This is a genomic window from Streptomyces sp. NPDC111744, from assembly GCF_055634995.1.
Map to the genome: position 1 here is coordinate 154935 of NZ_JBVKCG010000014.1, position 18139 is coordinate 173073.

The 18139-nt window shown below is 72.6% G+C and carries 13 protein-coding genes, 1 pseudogene and 1 riboswitch; of the genes and pseudogenes, 4 read left to right on the plus strand and 10 right to left on the minus strand.

The genetic code is table 11. From position 1 onward, the window contains the following. Positions 1-17: 17 nt before the first annotated feature. Positions 18-746: a ZIP family metal transporter gene (locus tag ACZ7OO_RS28285; protein ID WP_471508909.1), complete on the plus strand. Its 729-nt coding sequence runs from the start codon at positions 18-20 to the stop codon at positions 744-746. A 5-nt stretch (positions 747-751) separates the two neighbouring features. On the opposite strand, the gene cobI is transcribed toward ACZ7OO_RS28285, so the two are convergent. The 10 genes and pseudogenes from cobI to ACZ7OO_RS28335 form a co-directional block, all read right to left on the minus strand. Continuing rightward, positions 752-1483, minus strand: a complete 732-nt coding sequence (gene cobI, locus ACZ7OO_RS28290; RefSeq protein ID WP_471508911.1) for a precorrin-2 C(20)-methyltransferase — start codon at positions 1481-1483, stop codon at positions 752-754. Next, positions 1480-2967: a cobyrinate a,c-diamide synthase gene (locus ACZ7OO_RS28295; protein ID WP_471508913.1), complete on the minus strand. Its 1488-nt coding sequence runs from the start codon at positions 2965-2967 to the stop codon at positions 1480-1482. The genes cobI and ACZ7OO_RS28295 overlap by 4 nt, the downstream gene beginning before the upstream one ends. Before the next feature lie 4 nt (positions 2968-2971). After that, on the minus strand, positions 2972-3580 hold the full coding sequence (cobO, locus tag ACZ7OO_RS28300) for a cob(I)yrinic acid a,c-diamide adenosyltransferase (protein ID WP_471508915.1): 609 nt from the start codon (positions 3578-3580) through the stop codon (positions 2972-2974). After that, on the minus strand, positions 3580-5574 hold the full coding sequence (locus ACZ7OO_RS28305; protein ID WP_471508917.1) for a putative cobaltochelatase: 1995 nt from the start codon (positions 5572-5574) through the stop codon (positions 3580-3582). Before ACZ7OO_RS28305 ends, cobO begins: the two co-directional genes overlap by 1 nt. Further along, entirely contained in the window at positions 5571-9224 is a 3654-nt protein-coding gene (gene cobN, locus ACZ7OO_RS28310) for a cobaltochelatase subunit CobN (RefSeq protein ID WP_471508918.1), read from the minus strand. Before cobN ends, ACZ7OO_RS28305 begins: the two co-directional genes overlap by 4 nt. Beyond that, positions 9221-10732, minus strand: a complete 1512-nt coding sequence (locus ACZ7OO_RS28315) for a cobyric acid synthase (protein WP_471508920.1) — start codon at positions 10730-10732, stop codon at positions 9221-9223. Before ACZ7OO_RS28315 ends, cobN begins: the two co-directional genes overlap by 4 nt. Further along, entirely contained in the window at positions 10729-11679 is a 951-nt protein-coding gene (locus ACZ7OO_RS28320) for a cobalamin biosynthesis protein (protein WP_471508922.1), read from the minus strand. The genes ACZ7OO_RS28315 and ACZ7OO_RS28320 overlap by 4 nt, the downstream gene beginning before the upstream one ends. A 98-nt stretch (positions 11680-11777) precedes the next feature. Continuing rightward, positions 11778-11920, minus strand: a riboswitch (cobalamin riboswitch). Between the two features lie 148 nt (positions 11921-12068). Beyond that, positions 12069-12296: a hypothetical protein gene (locus tag ACZ7OO_RS28325; protein ID WP_352224000.1), complete on the minus strand. Its 228-nt coding sequence runs from the start codon at positions 12294-12296 to the stop codon at positions 12069-12071. An 18-nt stretch (positions 12297-12314) separates the two neighbouring features. Next, positions 12315-13556 carry an inorganic phosphate transporter gene (locus ACZ7OO_RS28330; protein WP_471508925.1) on the minus strand — a complete coding sequence of 414 codons (1242 nt, stop codon included), beginning with the start codon at positions 13554-13556 and terminating at the stop codon, positions 12315-12317. Between the two features lie 150 nt (positions 13557-13706). After that, a pseudogene (locus tag ACZ7OO_RS28335) lies at positions 13707-14201 on the minus strand (GH25 family lysozyme); the annotation flags it as partial. A gap of 205 nt (positions 14202-14406) precedes the next feature. Here ACZ7OO_RS28335 and ACZ7OO_RS28340 point away from each other — a divergent pair. The 3 genes from ACZ7OO_RS28340 to ACZ7OO_RS28350 all read left to right on the plus strand — a co-directional run bounded on the left by ACZ7OO_RS28340 (position 14407) and on the right by ACZ7OO_RS28350 (position 18119). Continuing rightward, positions 14407-15141 (plus strand): class II aldolase/adducin family protein, encoded by a 735-nt coding sequence (locus ACZ7OO_RS28340; protein WP_471508927.1) that lies wholly within the window; start codon positions 14407-14409, stop codon positions 15139-15141. A 120-nt stretch (positions 15142-15261) separates the two neighbouring features. Beyond that, on the plus strand, positions 15262-16389 hold the full coding sequence (locus ACZ7OO_RS28345; RefSeq protein ID WP_471508929.1) for an alpha/beta hydrolase family protein: 1128 nt from the start codon (positions 15262-15264) through the stop codon (positions 16387-16389). Between the two features lie 341 nt (positions 16390-16730). Then, positions 16731-18119, plus strand: coding sequence for a hypothetical protein (locus ACZ7OO_RS28350; protein WP_471508931.1), 1389 nt, complete (start codon positions 16731-16733; stop codon positions 18117-18119). The last annotated feature ends 20 nt before the right edge of the window (positions 18120-18139 follow it).

Here is an 18139-nt window from a genome sequence, read left to right on the forward strand (position 1 = left end):
TCGGATAGCAAGGGCACATGGCGGTCTTCGTCGCGCTCGGCGCGTTCCTGATGACGCTGGCCGGCGGCTGGACGGCACAGCGCGTGACCGACCGTCGCCATCTGGTCCTGGGCCTGGCCGGCGGCCTGATGCTCGGGGTGGTCGGCCTCGACCTGCTGCCGGAGGCGCTGCACGCGGCCGGCCGGGAGATCTTCGGCGTACCGGCCGCCCTGCTGCTCTTCGTGACCGGCTTCCTGCTGGCCCATCTGGTGGAACGCACGCTGGCCCTCCGCCAGGCGGCGCACGGCGGCGCCGAGCACGGTCACCGGGCGCCCGAGGTGGGCCTGACGGCGGCCGGCGCGATGGTCGGGCACAGCGCGATGGACGGCGTGGCGATTGGCGCGGCCTTCCAGGTGGGCGGCGGCATGGGCGCGGCGGTGGCGCTGGCCGTGATCGCGCACGACTTCGCGGACGGCTTCAACACGTTCACCATCACGAGTCTCTACGGCAACGCGCGCCGCCGGGCCGTGGGGATGCTGGTCGCCGACGCCTGCGCACCCGTCCTCGGCGCCCTGTCCACCGTCTTCTTCACCCTTCCGGAGACCGTGCTCGGCGGCTATCTCGGCCTCTTCGGCGGTGTCCTGCTCTACCTGGCCGCCGCCGAGATCCTCCCCGAGGCCCACCACGAACACCCGGCCCGCTCCACCCTGCTGTGCACGGTCGCCGGCGCTGCCTTCATCTGGCTGGTGGTGGGCATCTCGGGTTGACGCGCTCACAGCTTCCCGCCTCTGCCACCGTCCCGGCGCGGGGGCGCGATGAGCGTGGAGAGGTACGGCAGCGGGGAGCCGTCGAGTTCGGCGGCGGGCCGGATGGACTCCTCGTCCAGCCCGAGCGCCGACCCCCACACGGCGTCCTCGATCCGCCCGGTCTCCCGCAGCGCCTCCGCGACGGCGCCGGCCTGCCGCCCGAACTTGTACGCCACGACCGTCCCCGGCCCGCTCAGCGCGTCCTTCAGCACCTCGGCACCCGCCGTCACCGGCACCAGCGTCAGCGGCTCGGTCCCCTCGGTGAGCACGGCCCCGGAGCGGGCGGCGAGGTCCTGCATGGCGGTGATACCGGGCACGGTCTCCACGACCACGTCCGGCACCAGCCCGGCGATGGTCTGCGCGAGATAGGTGAACGTCGAATAGACGTTGGGATCCCCGATGGTGGCAAAGGCGACCACCCCACGCCCACGCAGCAACTCGGCGACCTCGGCGCCCGCCGCGTCCCAGGCGGCCTCCCGCCGCCCCCGGTCGCTGCGCTCGTTGAGCGCGAACACGACGCGTACGACCCTCTCCGCGCCGACGTAGTGCAGCACGGTCGCCTCCGCACGCCCCCGCTCCCCGCTGTCCATCACCGGTACGACGACGACATCGGCCGCGCGCAGAGCGTTGACCCCCTTGACGGTCACCAGCTCGGGGTCACCGGGACCCACCCCGACTCCGATCAACCTGCTGCTCATGACGTCCGGCACCTCTCCACGAAACTTCGGGCCACACCGGGCTCGGACGCCCAGTGCGTGTGCAGATAACTCGCGTGCACATCCTGCTGTACAAAACCCTCGACCCGCGGCCGAGGAGTACGCACACCCCACGCGGGCGCCGCACCGGCCCCCGGCTCGACCGTGGTCCGGTGAAACTCATGCCCCCGCATCCGCGTCCCGGCGGCGGCCAGCACACTGTCGCTCACGGCGACGGCGTCCCGGTAGCCGAGAGTCAGCCGCTCGGTCATCCGCGCACGGACATCCAGCACGCCACACATCGCCAGCCCGTCCAGCTCCTGACACAGATACAGCAGCCCGGCACACTCGGCGGCGACGGGAGCACGGCTCTCCGCGAGGGCGGCGACGGCCTTCCGCAGAGGCTCGTTGGCGGACAGCTCGGCGGCGTAGACCTCGGGGAACCCGCCGCCGATGACCAACCCACGTGTTCCGTCGGGCAGTTGTTCGTCCCGCAGGGGGTCGAAGGGCACGACTTCGGCCCCGGCCGCAACGAGCAGCTCGGTGTGCTCGGCGTAGGAGAAGGTGAAGGCGGGCCCGGAGGCGATCGCAACGACAGGCCTGCCACTCAGCCTGTCCGGCGTCTGAGGACGAGGCCCTTCGGGCCGAAGCGGGGACCTGGGGGCGGCAGCCCCCGAAACGGGGGTCGAAGGGGCGCCAGCCCCTGGGGATGGGACGGGTAGAGGCGGCGGGGGCGACGAAACCAAAACCTCACCCGGATCCCAGGCCGCACACGACAACGCTCCCGCACCCCGCGCCAGCCCCAGCAACCCCTCCAGATCACACCCTCGCTCCACCTGCGCCGCCATCGCGGCAACCGCGTCCACCGCCTCGCCCCGCCGCTCGGCGACCGGCACCAACCCCAGATGCCGAGACGGCGTATCCACCTGAGCCACCCGCCGCAGCACCCCGAACACCGGCACCCCGGAAGACTCCAGCGCCTCCCGCAGCAACTCCTCGTGCCGGTCCGACGCCACCTTGTTCAGGATCACGCCCCCGACCCGCACCTCCGGATCCCAGGACGCGAACCCGTGCACCAGCGCCGCCACCGACCGCGACTGCGACGACGCGTCCACGACCAGCACCACCGGCGCCCGCAGCAGCTTCGCGACATGAGCGGTGGACGCCAGTTCCCCCTCCCCGGCGGCCCCGTCGTACAGCCCCATCACACCCTCGACCACGGCGATGTCGCATCCCCGCGCACCGTGCGCGAACAGCGGTCCGATCAGCTCCGGCCCGCACAGATACGCGTCGAGGTTCCGCCCCACCCGCCCGGTCGCGAGCGCGTGGTACCCGGGGTCGATGTAGTCCGGCCCGACCTTGTGCGGGGACACGGCGAGCCCCCGCGCGGCGAACGCGGCCATCAACCCCGTCGCAACGGTGGTCTTGCCGCTGCCGGAGGAGGGCGCGGCGATGACCAGCCGTGGGACGGAAACGGAACTCACCACGACATCACCACTCGATGCCCCTCTGCCCCTTCTGTCCCACGTCCATCGGATGCTTGATCTTGGACATGTCGGTGACCAGGTCGGCGAAGTCCACCAGCTTCTCGGGCGCGTTCCGCCCGGTGATCACGACATGCTGGTTCCCGGACCGGTTCCGCAGCACCTCGACGACCTCGTCCGTGTCCACCCACCCCCAGTGCAGGGGGTAGGCGAACTCGTCAAGCACGTACAGCTGGTACGTCTCGGCCGCCAGGTCCCGCTTGACCTGCTCCCAGCCCTCCCGGGCCTTCTCCTCGTTGCTGAAGTTGTCACCCTGGAGGTCCCGCTGCACCCAGGACCAGCCTTCGCCCATCTTGTGCCAGGCGACGGTCCCGCCCTCCCCGGAGTCCCCGAGGACGCGCAGTGCCCGCTCCTCGCCTACCTTCCACTTCGCCGACTTGACGAACTGGAACACCCCGATGGGCCACCCCTGGTTCCAGGCCCGCAGTGCGAGCCCGAACGCGGCGGTGGACTTGCCCTTGCCGACGCCCGTATGCACGACGACCAGCGGCCGGTTCCTTCGCTGACGAGTCGTCAGCCCGTCGTCCGGCACGACACTCGGCTGTCCCTGCGGCATTACGCGGCCCTCCTCTGCACGTCCTTCACCAGTCCGGCGATCGAGTCCGCCCGCAACTCGTCGAGCGTCACCGCCGTACCGCCCAGCTCACCGGCGAGCTGCCCGGCGAGCCCCAGCCGTACCGGCCCCGACTCGCAGTCCACGACCACGGAGGCGACCCCGTCGGCCGCGAACAGCCGGGCCGCCCGCCCGGCGAGCGCGACCGGCTCCGGTCCGCCCGTGGCCCGCCCGTCCGTCACCACGACCACCAGCGCCCGCCGCGCCGGATCCCGCAACCGCTCCACCCGCAGCACGTCATGCGCCTTGAGCAGCCCGGCGGCGAGGGGCGTACGCCCCCCGGTCGGCAGCGACTCAAGGCGGGCCGCCGCCGCGTCCACGGAGGAGGTCGGCGGCAGCGCCACATCGGCCGCCGCCCCCCGGAACGTCACCAGACCCACCTTGTCCCGCCGCTGATACGCGTCGAGCAGCAGCGACAGCACGGCCCCCTTCACGGCGCCCATCCGCTGCCGGGCCGCCATCGACCCGGACGCGTCGACCAGGAACAGTACGAGGTTCCCCTCACGCCCCTCCCGGGTCGCCTGCCGCAGATCGTCCCGCCGGACCACAAGGCCCGGCCCGGACCGCCCGCGCGCCCGCTGATGCGGGGCGGCCGCCTGCACGGTCGCCGCCAGGTGCAGCTTGGTCAGGGCACCCCGGGGCCGCCGCGCACCCGTCGTACGCCCGTGCTCGGTCCGCGCCCGGGACCGCCGGCCGGCGGCGCCCGCACCGATCCCCGGCACGGTCAGCACCTTGGTGCGGAAGGGCTCGGCGGCCCGCGTCGGCGCCTGCTCGCCCGAGCCGCCGCCGGAGGCCTGCGGCTCGCCGTCCTCCCCGGCCTCGGGCTGCGCACCCGTGTCGCCGCCCTGCGGGGCACCGTCGTCGGGCGCGGGCTGTCCGCCGCCCCCGCCGGGACCGTCCGGATCGGGATCGTCGTCCTCGGACTCCCCGGAGAACTCCTCCAGCGTCTGGTCCAGCCTGTCCTCGTCGAGCCCCGGCGCGTCAAAGGGGTTACGGCGCCGGCGGTGCGGCAGCGCGAGCAGCGCGGCCTGCCGGACGTCCTCCGCAAGTACGTCGGTCCGCCCGGCCCACGCCGCCAGCGCGGTCGCCGTCCGCGCCATCACGATGTCGGCGCGCATGCCGTCGACCTCGAAGGCCGCACAGGTCGCCGCGATCTGCCGCAGCGCCCCGTCGCCCAGCCGCACCGACGGCAGCAACGCCCGTGCCGCCACGATCCGTTGCCGTACGGCGGCCTCCTCGTCGGCCCAACGCGCCGCGAAACCCGCCGGATCGTCGTCATAGGCGAGCCGCCGCCGTACCACCTCCACCCGCTGGTCGGGCTCGCGTGAGGCGGCCACCTCCACCGTCAGACCGAACCGGTCCAGCAGCTGCGGCCGCAGCTCGCCCTCTTCGGGGTTCATGGTGCCGACGAGCAGGAACTTCGCCGCGTGCCGTACGGAGACACCCTCGCGCTCCACGTACGAGGCGCCCATCGCGGCCGCATCCAGCAGCAGGTCGACCAGGTGGTCGTGGAGGAGGTTGACCTCGTCGACGTAGAGGATGCCCCGGTGGGCGTCTGCCAGCAGGCCCGGCTCGAAGGCCTTCACGCCCTCCGCCAGGGCCCGTTCTATGTCGAGGGCGCCGACCAGCCGGTCCTCGGAGGCGCCGACCGGCAGTTCGACCATGCGCGCCGGACGGGACTCGAACGCGCCCGGCTCGTGCGGCCCGTCCGGGCAGGCCGGGTCCGGTGCGGCCGGGTCGCAGGAGAAGCGGCAGCCGGCGACGACGTCCACGGCCGGCAGCAGCACCGACAGGGCCCGCACGGCGGTGCTCTTCGCGGTGCCCTTCTCGCCGCGCACCAGTACTCCGCCGACCGCCGGTGACACGGCGTTCAGCAGCAGCGCCAGCCGCAGGTCGTCCTGACCCACGACGGCCGTAAAGGGGAAGGGGGTGGTCACTGGTCGCCCTCCAAGTCGCCTTCGAGCTCCAAGTAGGTGGCGCGCAGCCGCTCCAGGGTGTCCGCGTCCGGCTCGGCCCACAGGCCCCGGTCGGCGGCCTCCATGAGCCGTTCGGTGATGCCGCGCAGCGCCCACGGGTTGGACTTCTTCATGAAGTCCCTGTTCTCCGCGTCGAAGACGTACTCCGCGCTGAGTTTCTCGTACATCCAGTCGTCCACGACCCCGGCCGTGGCGTCGTACCCGAAGAGGTAGTCGACGGTCGCCGCCATCTCGAAGGCGCCCTTGTAGCCGTGCCGGCGCATGGCCGCCATCCAGCGCGGGTTGACCACCCGGGCCCGGAAGACCCGGTGGGTCTCCTCACCCAGGGTGCGGGTCCTCACCTGGTCGGGCGTGGCCGAATCACCCACGTACGCCTCGGGGTTGGCGCCGGTCAGATGGCGCACCATCGCGACCATGCCGCCGTGGTACTGGAAGTAGTCGTCGGCGTCGACGAGGTCGTGCTCGCGGGTGTCCACGTTCTTCGCGGCGACGGCGATCCGCTTGAACGCGGTCTCCATGTCCCCGCGCGCCGCCCGCCCGTCGAGCCCCCGCCCGTAGGCGTAACCGCCCCAGACGGCGTACACCTCGGCGAGATCCGCGTCCGAGCGCCAGTTGCGGGCGTCGATCAGCGGCAGCAGCCCGGCGCCGTACGCCCCCGGCTTGGAGCCGAAGATACGGGCGGTGGCGCGCCGCCGGTCGCCGTGCTCGGCGGTGTCCTCGTCGGCGTGGGCGCGCACGTAGTTGCGGTCGGCGGGTTCGGCCAGCTCGGCGACCTTGCGCACGGCGTCGTCGATCAGCCCGACCACGTGCGGGAACGCGTCCCGGAAGAAGCCGGAGATACGGACCGTGACATCGATGCGGGGCCGGCCCAGTTCGTCCAGGGGGACCACCTCGAAGCCGGTCACCCGCCGCGACGCCTCGTCCCAGACCGGACGGCAGCCCAGCAGCGCCAGGATCTCGGCGATGTCGTCGCCCTGGGTGCGCATGGCGGAGGTGCCCCACACCGTCAGCCCGACGGACTTCGGGTACTCGCCGGTGTCCTGGAGGTACCGCTGCACCAGCGAGTCGGCGAGGGACTGGCCGACCTCCCAACTCAGCCGGGAGGGAATGGCCTTGGGGTCGACCGAGTAGAAGTTGCGGCCGGTGGGGAGCACGTTGACCAGCCCGCGCGTGGGCGAACCGGAGGGACCGGCGGGGACGTAACCGCCGTCAAGTGCCTTGAGGATGTGGCCGATCTCGTCCGTGGTGCGTGCCAGCCGGGGCACGACCTCGGCGCAGGCGAACTCCAGCACCGCGACGGCTTCCGGGAGTTCGGTGCCGAGCACCTCCCGTACCAGCGCCCGGCTCTCGGCGACGGCCCAGCCCCGCTGCTCCATGCCCTCCGCGACCCGGCGGCACAGCTGCTCCAGCAGGTCGATCGCGTCGGCTGCCGTACGCGAGGGACCCTCCACGAGATCCGTCAGCTCCACCGGCACCTTCACCGGCGCGCCGGGCTCGGCCAGCAACTCCTTCTCGCTGAGCCCGAAATGGGCCGCGAAGGATGCCCTGAGTCCCGGCAGCGCGTTGGCCTGCCCGCCCCACACCTGCGAGGCCCGCAGCACGGCCAGCACCAGGTTCACCCGCGCCTCGCCGACCGGCCCGCCGCCGAGGATGTGCAGGCCGTCGCGGATCTGCACGTCCTTGATCTCGCACAGATAGCCGTCGATGTGCATGACGAACTCGTCGAAGTCGGCGTCGTCCGGCTGGTCGTCCACATGCAGGTCGTGATGCAGCTCGGCCGCATTGACCAGCGTCCAGATCTGCGCCCGCACGGCCGGCGCCTTCGCCGGGTCCAGGTCGGAGACCAGCGCGTACTCGTCGAGCAGCTGCTCCAGCTTGGCCAGGTCGCCGTAGGTGTCGGCCCGGGCCATCGGCGGAACCAGATGGTCGACGACGGTGGCGTGCCCGCGCCGCTTGGCCTGGGTGCCCTCGCCGGGGTCGTTGACGATGAACGGGTAGATCAGGGGCAGCTCCCCGAGGACCGCGTCCGGCGCACAGCCGGCGCTCAGCCCGAGCCCCTTGCCGGGCAGCCACTCCATCGTGCCGTGCTTGCCCATGTGCACGATCGCGTCCGCGCCGAAGCTGTTTTCCAGCCACCGATAGGCGGCCATGTAGTGGTGCGACGGCGGCATGTCCGGGTCGTGGTAGATCGCGATCGGGTTCTCGCCGAAGCCGCGTGGCGGCTGGATCATCACGACGACGTTCCCGAACCGGAGGGAGGCGAGGACGATGTCCTCCCCGTCGACGTAGAGGGAGCCCGGCGGCTCGCCCCACGCCTCCGTCATCGCGTCCCGCAGCTCCGGGTCGAGCTTCTCGAACCACGCCCGGTAGTCCGCGAGCGGCACCCGCGCGGGCGCGGCGGCCAGCTGCTCCTCGGTCAGCCACTCCACGTCGTGCCCGCCGGCCGCGATCAGGCGATGGATCAACTCGTCACCGTCGGCCGGGTATTCGGTCACGCCGTAGCCGGCCGCCTTGAGGGCGTCAAGGACCCGCACCGCCGACGCGGGGGTGTCCAGACCGACCGCGTTGCCGACCCGCGAGTGCTTGGTCGGATACGCGGTGAAGACCAGCGCGACGCGCTTCTGAGCGTTCGGCTTGTGCTTCAACCGCGCGTGCCGTACGGCGATCCCGGCGACGCGCCCGGCCCGCTCGGGATCGGCGACGTACACCGGGACATCGTCCGGGCCCTGCTCCTTGAAGGAGAACGGCACGGTGACCAGACGGCCGTCGAACTCCGGGATGGCGACCTGCATCGCCGCGTCCATGGGGGAGAGGGCGGCGTCGGACTCGGCCCAGGCCTGCCGGGAGGAGGTCAGGCAGAGGCCTTGCAGTACCGGGACGTTCAGATCGGCGAGCGCCCCGACGTCCCAGGCCTCCTCGTCACCGCCGGCCGAGGCCTGCGAGGCGTGGGTGCCGCCGGCGGCCAGCACGGTGGCGACCAGCGCGTCGGCCCCGGCCAGGATCTCGTACAGCCCGGCGTCCGCCCCGCGCAGCGAACCGCAGTACACCGGAAGGGCGTTGGCGCCACGCGCCTCGATCGCGTCGCACAGGGTGTCCACGAAGGCGGTGTTGCCGCTCAGTTCGTGGGCCCGGTAGAAGAGCACCCCGACCGTGGGGCGGCCTTCCCGGATCTCGTACGAGCCGTGCACCCCGAACTCGGGCATCTTCTGCGGCTCGGCGAACCCCTCGCCGGTCAGCAGCACGGTGTCCGACAGGAACCGGGACAGCTCCAGCAGGTTCGCGGGTCCGCCCTCGACGAGATAGCGCAGCGCCTCCGCGACCACGCCCGCCGGTACCGACGACTCGGCCATCAACTCGGCGTCCGGCACTGCCTCGCCGCCAAGAAGCACGGTCGGCACACCGGACGCCCGAAGCACGGCGAGCCCGTCCTCCCAGGCCCGTTTGCCGCCCAGCAACCGTACGACGGCGATGTCCGCGCCCTCGATCAGCGCGGGCAGCTCCTCCGCGACGTCGACGCGCGTCGGATTGCCGATCCGGTAGTCCGCACCGGCAGCGGCCCGGGCCGCCAGCAGATCGGTGTCGGCGGTCGACAACAACAACACAGTGCTCATGCGGGCGCTCCCGGTGGGATGAAGGGCAGTCCTTGCGGCGCGCCCGACTCGATGAGCCGCCAGAGCGCGTCGGTGTCCGCGTGCTGTTCGATCAGGTCGCCGAGCCGGTCGAGCTGCTCCTCACGCAGCGCGGCGAACGAGGTGTCGGGGGCCGGCACGAACCGGCGGCCCGCGGCGGCCGCCACCTCGCGCAGAAAGGCCCGGCGGAAACCGTCCGACTCCAGGGAGCCGTGCCAGTGGGTGCCCCAGGTCTGCCCGACCCGGCAGCCGTCCAAGAAGGGCTCGCCTCCGGTCACCTCGGCGACCCCGTGATGGATCTCGTACCCCTCGACCCGCTCGCCGAGGGCCTCCCCGACGGGCCGGGTGAGGGTCTTCTCCCGGGCGAACCGCACCCGTACGGGCAGTACCCCGAGGCCGGCCACCTGCCCGCGCCGGCTCTCGACGTCGTCCTCGATGTGCTCCCCGAGGACCTGGAAGCCACCGCAGATGCCGAGCACGGGTCGCTGCTCGGCGGCCCTGCGCCGCAGCGCGTCCGCGAGCCCCCGCTCCCGCAGCCACTCCAGGGCCCGGACCGTCCCCCGGGTCCCCGGGACCACGACGAGATCGGCGTCGGCGAGTTCCTCGGGCCGGTCCACGAACCGCACCACGACACCCGGTTCCGCGGCCAGCGCGTCCACGTCCGTGAAGTTGGACATCAGGGGGATCGCGCAGACGGCGACCCGCAGCACGTCCGCGCCGACGGGCGGGGCGACGTTCGACTCGCGGACGGTGCCGCGCAGCGAGACGCGGAGCCCGTCCTCCTCGTCGATCCCGAGGCCGTGCCGGAACGGCAGGACGCCGTACGTCCGCCGCCCGGTGAGCCCGTGGAGCATGTCGAGGCCGGGCTCCAGCAGGGAGACATCCCCCCGGAACTTGTTGACGAGGAACCCGGCGACGAGGTCCTGGTCCTCCGGCGACAGCAGGGCGACGGTACCGAAGAAGGAGGCGAAGACGCCCCCGCGGTCGATGTCGCCGACGACGAGCACAGGGATCCGCGCGTTGCGCGCGATCCCCATGTTCACGATGTCGGTCCGGCGCAGGTTGATCTCCGCCGGACTGCCCGCCCCCTCACAGATCACCGCGTCATACGTGCCCCGCAACTCGGCGAGACAGTCGAGCACGGTCCCGAGCAGCTTCTGCTGCCGCCCGCCGTGGTATCCGCGGGCACTCAGCTCACCGACCGGCTTCCCGAGCAGCACGACCTGACTGCTCTGCTCGCCGCCAGGCTTGAGCAGCACGGGGTTCATCAGCGCGGTCGGCTCGACCCGGCAGGCCTGCGCCTGCATGGCCTGCGCCCGCCCGATCTCGGCGCCCTCACGTGTGACGAAGGAGTTGAGGGACATGTTCTGCGCCTTGAAGGGCGCGACCTCGACGCCCTGCCGCGCCAGCCACCGGCAGATACCGGCGGTGACGACACTCTTGCCGGCATCGGAGGTGGTACCGGCTACGAGGAGACCTCCGCCGTTCATGACGTCCTTCCCGAAAGCGACGCCAGCAGCAGGGAACCGGCCGCGCCGGCCCCCAACGCCAGCCATCCGACCCGCCGTGACAACCGCACGGCCCGGCCGATGTCGCGGACCTCCACGGCACGCCCCTTTTCGTTCAGCACGGGCCGATGCTCGATCCGCCCGCCGTACGACAGCGTCCCGCCGAGCCGTACCCCCAGCGCCCCCGCGAACGACGCTTCCACCGGCCCGGCGTTGGGGCTCGGGTGCTTCGCCGCATCGGCCCGCCAGGCCCGTACGGCCCCCCGGCTGTCACCTCCGGCGACGGCGGCCAGTACGGCGGTGAGCCGTGCCCCCGGCCACCCAGCCACGTCGTCCAGCCGCGCCGAAGCCCACCCGTAGCGCCGGTAACGGGCCGACTTGTGGCCCACCATGGCGTCCAGGGTGTTGACGGCCCGGAACCCGAGCAGCCCCGGCACCCCGCCCACGGCGCCCCACACCAGCGCACCCACGACCGCGTCGCTCGTGTTCTCGGCGACGGACTCCACGACCGCCCGGGCGATCCCGTCGGCGTCCAGGGACTGCGGATCCCGCCCGCACAGATGCGGCAGCCGGGCGCGCGCCGCCTCCACATCGCCCGCCTCCAGGGCGCGCCCGATGGCGCCGGCCTCGCGGGCGAGTGAAGTGCCCCCGACGACGGCCCAGGTGGCGGTCGCGGTGAGCGCGACGGAAGCGGCGGTGGAAGGTCGTACGAGCCGCTGGGCGATGGCGCCCAGGGTCACGGCGCCGCCGGCGCACACCGCGGTGTGCAGCGCGCCCCACCCCCGGTGATCCCGCCACAGCAGCCGTTCCACGGTCCCGGCCGTCCGCCCGAACGCGGCGACCGGATGCCCCCGGCGCGGATCGCCGAGCACCAGATCACCGAGAAGGCCGACGGCGGCGCCGTACGCGAAGACGCGACCGGCACCCATCGGCTCAGCCGGCCGAAGAGTCGGGGACGGATCGGGTACTCAACCTCGGTCGGCAGCCGCGCATGGCGATAGGTCCTCACTCAGGGTGTCCACGCCCTGGTTCGACGAGACCGGCGGTGAGAGTTCCTGGCTCCCGGGGACTGCTACCCCGGTGACAGTGGCGGGACCGCGCCGGATTCACACCGGCTTCCTCTCTTGCCGCCGTACTTGGCTCCGGAAGTCCACCACGCTCCCGGAAGAGCCGTCAACTTGCCGTTGACCTGCGAGGGGACTGTGTGGGAAGGCCCACACCAGTGGTCCAGCGGGACCCGTGGGGCATGCCGAAGGCTCCTCCCGAGCGAATTCGGGGAGGAGCCTTTGCCGGCCTCGCGTTCAGGCTTCGGCCGCGGTCAGGCCTTGGCCACGATCAGATGGATGCCGTACGCCACGACGGCCGCGCAGGCCGCGAAGCACAGGTAGGCGGTGGTCACTGCCAGGGCCGCCGAGTTGCCCTGGGCCGTGGCGCGTTCGCGGGCGGAGAGGCCCTTGATGCCGAGGGTGAAGAGGGCCACCATGCCCACGGTGACCACGAGGCTGACGCCGAAGACGGAGCCGATGGCTGCCCAGTCGATGTTCATGTCGGTTCTTCCTCGGGGTCAGACGGTCGCGGCCGGGTCGGCGGCGGCGGCCGGGGCGGGGGACGGGATCGTGGCGGTGAGGTCGTCGGTCACCGTGCCCGCGGGCGGCGGGGTCACGGCGGCGATCGCGGTGGTCACCACGCCGGCCGGCTCGGCGCCGTCGGTGTCGTTGACGTTGGCGCTGTCCACCACCCCACGGCGGGAGAGCTTCCAGATCGCGGCGCTGGAGGCGACGAGGAAGACGGCGACGACCGCCGTGCCCCAGTCGCCGAGGTCCGTCACGGACTCGGCGAGCGCGCCGACGACCGCGGCCGCGGGGAGGGTGAGCACCCAGGCGACGACCATGCGGGTCGCGGTGGACCAGCGGACCGTGCCGCCCTTGCGGCCGAGGCCCGCGCCCATCACGGAACCGGAGACGACGTGCGTGGTGGAGAGGGAGAAGCCGAGGTGGGAGGAGGCCAGGATGGCGGTGGCCGCGCTGGTCTGGGCGGCGAAGCCCTGCTGCGGCTGGAGGTCGGTCAGGCCCTTGCCCATGGTGCGGATGATCCGCCAGCCGCCGATGTAGGTGCCGAGCGCGATGGCCAGGCCCGCGGAGAGGATGACCCAGGTGGGAGGGTTCGAGCCGGGCGCGACGGCACCGCCCGCGACCAGCGCGAGGGTGATGATGCCCATCGTCTTCTGCGCGTCGTTGGTGCCGTGCGCGAGTGAGACCAGGCCGGCGGAGGCGATCTGGCCGGCGCGGTAGCCCTTGCGGGTGGCCTCGTCCTCGGCGTTCCGGGAGAGCCTGTAGGAGAGGCGGGTGGAGAGCATCGCCGCGATGCCCGCGACCACGGGGGCGGCGATCGCCGGGAGCAGGACCTTGGTGACCAGGACGTCGCCGTGGACCGCGCCGAAACCGGCGGAGGCGACGGTGGCGCCGATCAGGCCGCCCATCAGGGCGTGCGAGGAACTGGAGGGCAGGCCCACCAGCCAGGTCACCAGGTTCCAGAGGATCGCGCCGACGAGGGCGGCGAAGATGACCTCGGGGCGGATGCCGTTCTCGTCGACCAGGCCCTTGGAGATCGTGTTGGCGACCTCCACGGAGAGGAAGGCGCCCACCAGGTTGAGCGCGGCGGACATGGTCACCGCGATCTTGGGCTTGAGCGCGCCGGTCGAGATGGTCGTGGCCATCGCGTTGGCGGTGTCGTGGAAACCGTTCGTGAAATCAAACGCGAGTGCGGTCACCACCACAATCGCGAGGATCAGCGAGAAGTTTTCCATTTACCCAGGCAATCTTCAGAGGTCGTCGGCCGTTGGACCGTAGGCAACCTGAATGAACGGAAGATGAACTGGGGTGGTCTCCGTGATGTCTGAGATCGACTTCGGGGTATCCGTGCGCGGGAGTGGGCGAAGCCGCCGTCCCGTTTCCGGTCAGGCGGCCCGGTCGTCCCTTGGCCAGGAGCCCTTGGCGAACGCCTTCAGCCGGCTCGCCGACCCGTTGAAGAGATTCTGGTCACCCGGCAGACTGCCGCTGTTGTCGTACTGCCAGAAGGTCCAGTGCGACCATCCCGCCGGCAGTGCTCCCGCGTCCGCCGAGCCGTGGCGGGCGATCCACAGGGCGTGGTCCGCGGCGAAGGCGCTGCTGCCGCCCGTGCAGAGGTCCCACCAGTGGGGGGTCGTGTAGATCACCGGCCGTTGACCGGTCTCCCGCTCCAGCTCGTCACTGAAGGACTTGATCCACTTCACCATCTTGGAGTGGCTCAGCCCGTAGCACCTGTGCTTCTCGTCGTACGGGTTGTACTCGACGTCGAGCGCGGGCGGCAGCGTCCAGCCGTCCGCGGTCCAGGCGCCGCCGTGGCTCACGAAGTACGCGGCCTGCCGGTCGCCCGACGACTTGTCCGGCAGAGCGAAGTGGTACGCGCCCCTCGACTGGTCGAGCGCCAAGGCGAATGGCGCGAGGTTCGTCTACATCAAAGCGACCGAGTCCACCACCTCGTATTCTCGGCGATCTTCGGCCAAGCCTTGAAATGGGACTGTTCGCGGTGGTTTGCGCTCTACTGGATTCGGGACGTCCGGCCTAAAGTGCCCTGCCGTACAAGCCGGTTGGGGCGCTGCCTGACAGGATCGGGCCATGGCTGAGCAACGGCGGGACGAGCGTGACGGACGGGGTGGGCGCGGCGGCGCACAGGGTGTGTCGGAGCCGCGACGGCGGGATGCACGCGCGGAGGAGGCGAGCGCCTGGCGGGAACTCGTCGCCACGGCCCGCCGCACCGTGACCGACGGACTGGTCGTCGGCACCTCCGGCAACGTCTCGGTCCGCGTCGGCGACACCGTCCTGGTCACACCGTCGGGCGTGCCGTACGACCGGCTCACCCCCGACGACGTGACGGGCGTCGACCTCGCCGGCCGCCAGGTCCTCGGCGCCCTGGTCCCAACCAGCGAACTGCCGATGCATCTCGCGATCTACCGCAGCACGGACGCGGGCGCTGTCGTGCACACCCACGCCGTGCACGCGACGGCCGTCTCGACACTCGTCCCCGAGCTTCCGGCGATCCACTACATGACCGCCGCGCTCGGTGGCGCCGTCCGGGTTGCCCCGTATGCGACATACGGCACCGAGGAGTTGGCCGAGAACATGCTCCGCGCCTTGACGGACCGCTCCGGCTGCCTCCTCCAGAACCACGGCACGATCACCTACGGCACCACCCTGACCCAGGCCTACGACCGCACGGCCCAGCTGGAGTGGATGTGCCACCTGTGGCTGACGGCGTCCGCCGTCCCCGGCCTGACCCCGAGCCTGCTGTCACCGGCACAGGTGGCGGAGGTGGGGGAGCTGCTGCGGGGGTACGGCCAGCGGACGGGGTGAGACCGGCGGCTGACAGGGAACCCGGACGCCCCTGTCGGAACCTCCTCCCACACCCCAAGGCGGCTCATGTTTCCCCTGCCCCCGCTGGCCGTCGCCGAAGTCCGCCCCGACACTGGACAGGTGCGCCCAGTCAAAGTCACGGCCGCAGCCGTCGGTGCCGTACTCGCCGCCGGCGTGGCCGGCGTGGCCGCGGGGCGGTTCGCCAGTGACGCCGCGCTGAAGGCGCCGCCGGGGCGCCCCCTGCCCACCGAGCCCCGGCTCACCGTGCACGGCACCGCGGTCGGCCGCATCGCCCTGACCCGGGACCTCGCCTCGCTGCGCCCCGGCACCTACGGCCTGGCCGGCAACGGCTCACACGCGGTCGTCGGCGCCGTCCTGGAGTCCGCAGCGCACACCGCCGACACCGTCGTACGGCGGCTGGAACGCGTGACTCACGGCACCCTCGAACCCGGCGACAAGGTCTGGCTCACCCCCAACGTCCACATCGGCAACCCGCGCGCGGCACTGGGCCTGGACCACGCCGACATCGACATACCCGGCGAACTCGGGTCGCTGCCCGCATGGTTCGTGCCCGGCTACCGGGACACCTGGGTGATCGCGGTGCACGGCCTCGGCACCACCCGCGAGCTCCCCATGAACGTCATGCCGTTCCTGCACGGCCGGCGCCTGCCCGTCCTCGCCCTCGCCTACCGCGGCGACCTCGGCGCCCCTCGCCCCCGTGACGGCCTGAACCACCTGGGCGAGAGCGAGTGGCGCGACCTGGACGCGGCGATCCGCTACGCCGTCCGCTACGGCGCCCGCCGCGTCGTGCTGTACGGCTGGTCCACCGGCGCCACCATGGCGCTGCGCGCCGTCGCCCACTCGGCACTGCGCGAGCGCGTCTCCGGGCTGGTCCTGGACTCGCCGGTGCTCAACTGGGAGGCCACCCTGCGCGCCCTCGCCAGGGCCCGGCACACCCCCGAGCCGCTACTGCCACTCGCGGTGCGTGCCGCCCAGGGCCGCGCCGGCCTGCACGCCGGCCACGTCGGCGCCCCCGTCGACCCGGAGCAGCTCACCGTGCCCACCCTGATCGTCCACGGCCCGGACGACACGGTGGCCCCCTGGACGTACTCCCGCCGACTCGCCGCCCGGCGCCCCGACCGCATCGCCCTGCACACCGTGCCGGACGCCCCGCACGGAGCCATGTGGAACGCCGACCCCAACCAGTACGAGGAGCGGCTGCGCCGATTCCTCACGCCCTTGATGTGATGGCCGCGATATCGGCTGATGTCCCCTCTTGGGTGCCATGGCGTTCTTGATGTGATGTTGCCCTCACATGTATCCCTTCCCGTGTCCCACCTCGACACAGGCCGGAGGTCCCGATTCCAGTCGGTGTCGCAGGTTCCGTTTAAGGTCGTACCACTGGCCTGAACATGCCTCCTCGCCTCCCCTCGGGCCTCGTGCGTTGGCCAGCCCCGTCGCCCGCCGTGACATTCCGTTTGGGTTTTCGGACCGTCAACCGGAAGACTGCACCCGTGACGTCCCGTATCCCGCGCGACTCAAGGCTTCGACTCGTCCGCACGCGACCCCTGGCCGCCGCCCCCCGAGCGATGAACCAGCGGCCCGCGCGCCGCCCCGCACCCCGCCCACCCGAGGGCACCCCGGCCCCCGCCGAACTGGCCAGAATGGCACGGTCCGGGCTGGCCGGAGCGGCCCGAGTCGCCCACTGGGCCGACACGGCCCTCGGTCCGGGCAGCGACGGCGCGACCGCCGACGGCAAGGCCACTCTCTCCGAGGCGTCCGCCGAACGCGCGGCCGGCGACCTGGGCCTGACCGTGGCTCAGATCCGCGCCGACTGGGACACCGCCCGGCTCGCCGGCCTGGTCGAGGTGCACGGGGACAGCGCGCGCCCCGGCTGGCGCCTGCGCGCCTGGGACCGCGACGACAGCGCCGTGCTGCGCGGCTGGGTCGCTCTCTTCGACGCCTGGTCGCTCGCCCATCCGGAGCCCCCGGAGTTCGAGGCCGCCGCCGTCGCCGAGGTCGTCTCGGCCATGCCTCAGGTGCTCTCCTTCCTCCAGCTGTCCGCCGGTCCCGTCCCGGTCGAGCAGCTCCTGGACCTGCTCCGGCAGCGGGTCACCGAACTGCGCACCGAGCGCTGCGAGGTCCCCTACGGGACGGAGACCGGGTCCGGGTCCGCCGTTCCCGTCGCCGCCCTGCCCGCCGCCCGCACCGACCCGGCGGACCGTGCACCGGCCGAGGACCCCGCCCCCGCCGAGGACGCGGAGCTCGCTCCCCTCCTCGACTGGGCCCTGCACGCGCTCGCCTCCGTCGGCGCGCTGACCTACGGCGCCGGCCAGGCCACCCTCACCCCGCTGGGCAGCTGGGCGGTCTGGGTCAAGCTGGAGCAGATCTGCGTGGCCGCGCAGAGCCCCGCCGGGAACATCGAGGTCGCCGCCGAGGAGATGCTGCGCGGCTGCGCCCAGCTCCGCCCCAACGCGGCCCGCGCCGAGTACCGCGCCTGGCTCGCCGCCCGCCCCGTCGGCAGCGCCGTCGCCGAACTCGTCGCCGCCGCCCGTGGCGAGGACGCCCTGCTGCGTGGCCTCGCCTTCGAGGCGCTGCGCGTGGTCGGCGCCCCCGCCGAACCGGACGTCCGCGCCGTCGTCGACGAGCCCACCCTGCGGCCGTACGCCCTGCTGTGGCTGGCCGAGCACGACGGGGTCGACCCGGAGGACGCCCACGAGGTGCTCACCCGCGAAGAGGCCACCTGGCTCTGGGTGGACACGGCCGCCGCGGTCGCCGACCACGGCGAGGCACCGCTGCTGGTGCGTCATCTGGAGTCGGCGCTGCAGCCCACCGTCCCCGCGCTGCTCGACGAGGTGCGGGCCGTCGGGCATCCGCGCACCGTGCAGGTCCTGGTCGCCCTCGCCGCCGCCCACCCCGACCCGGCGCTGGCCAAAGCCGTCCGCCGGGCCGCCTTCCAGGTGCACACCGGCGGCTGACGGCAGGAGCGGGTCGGGGT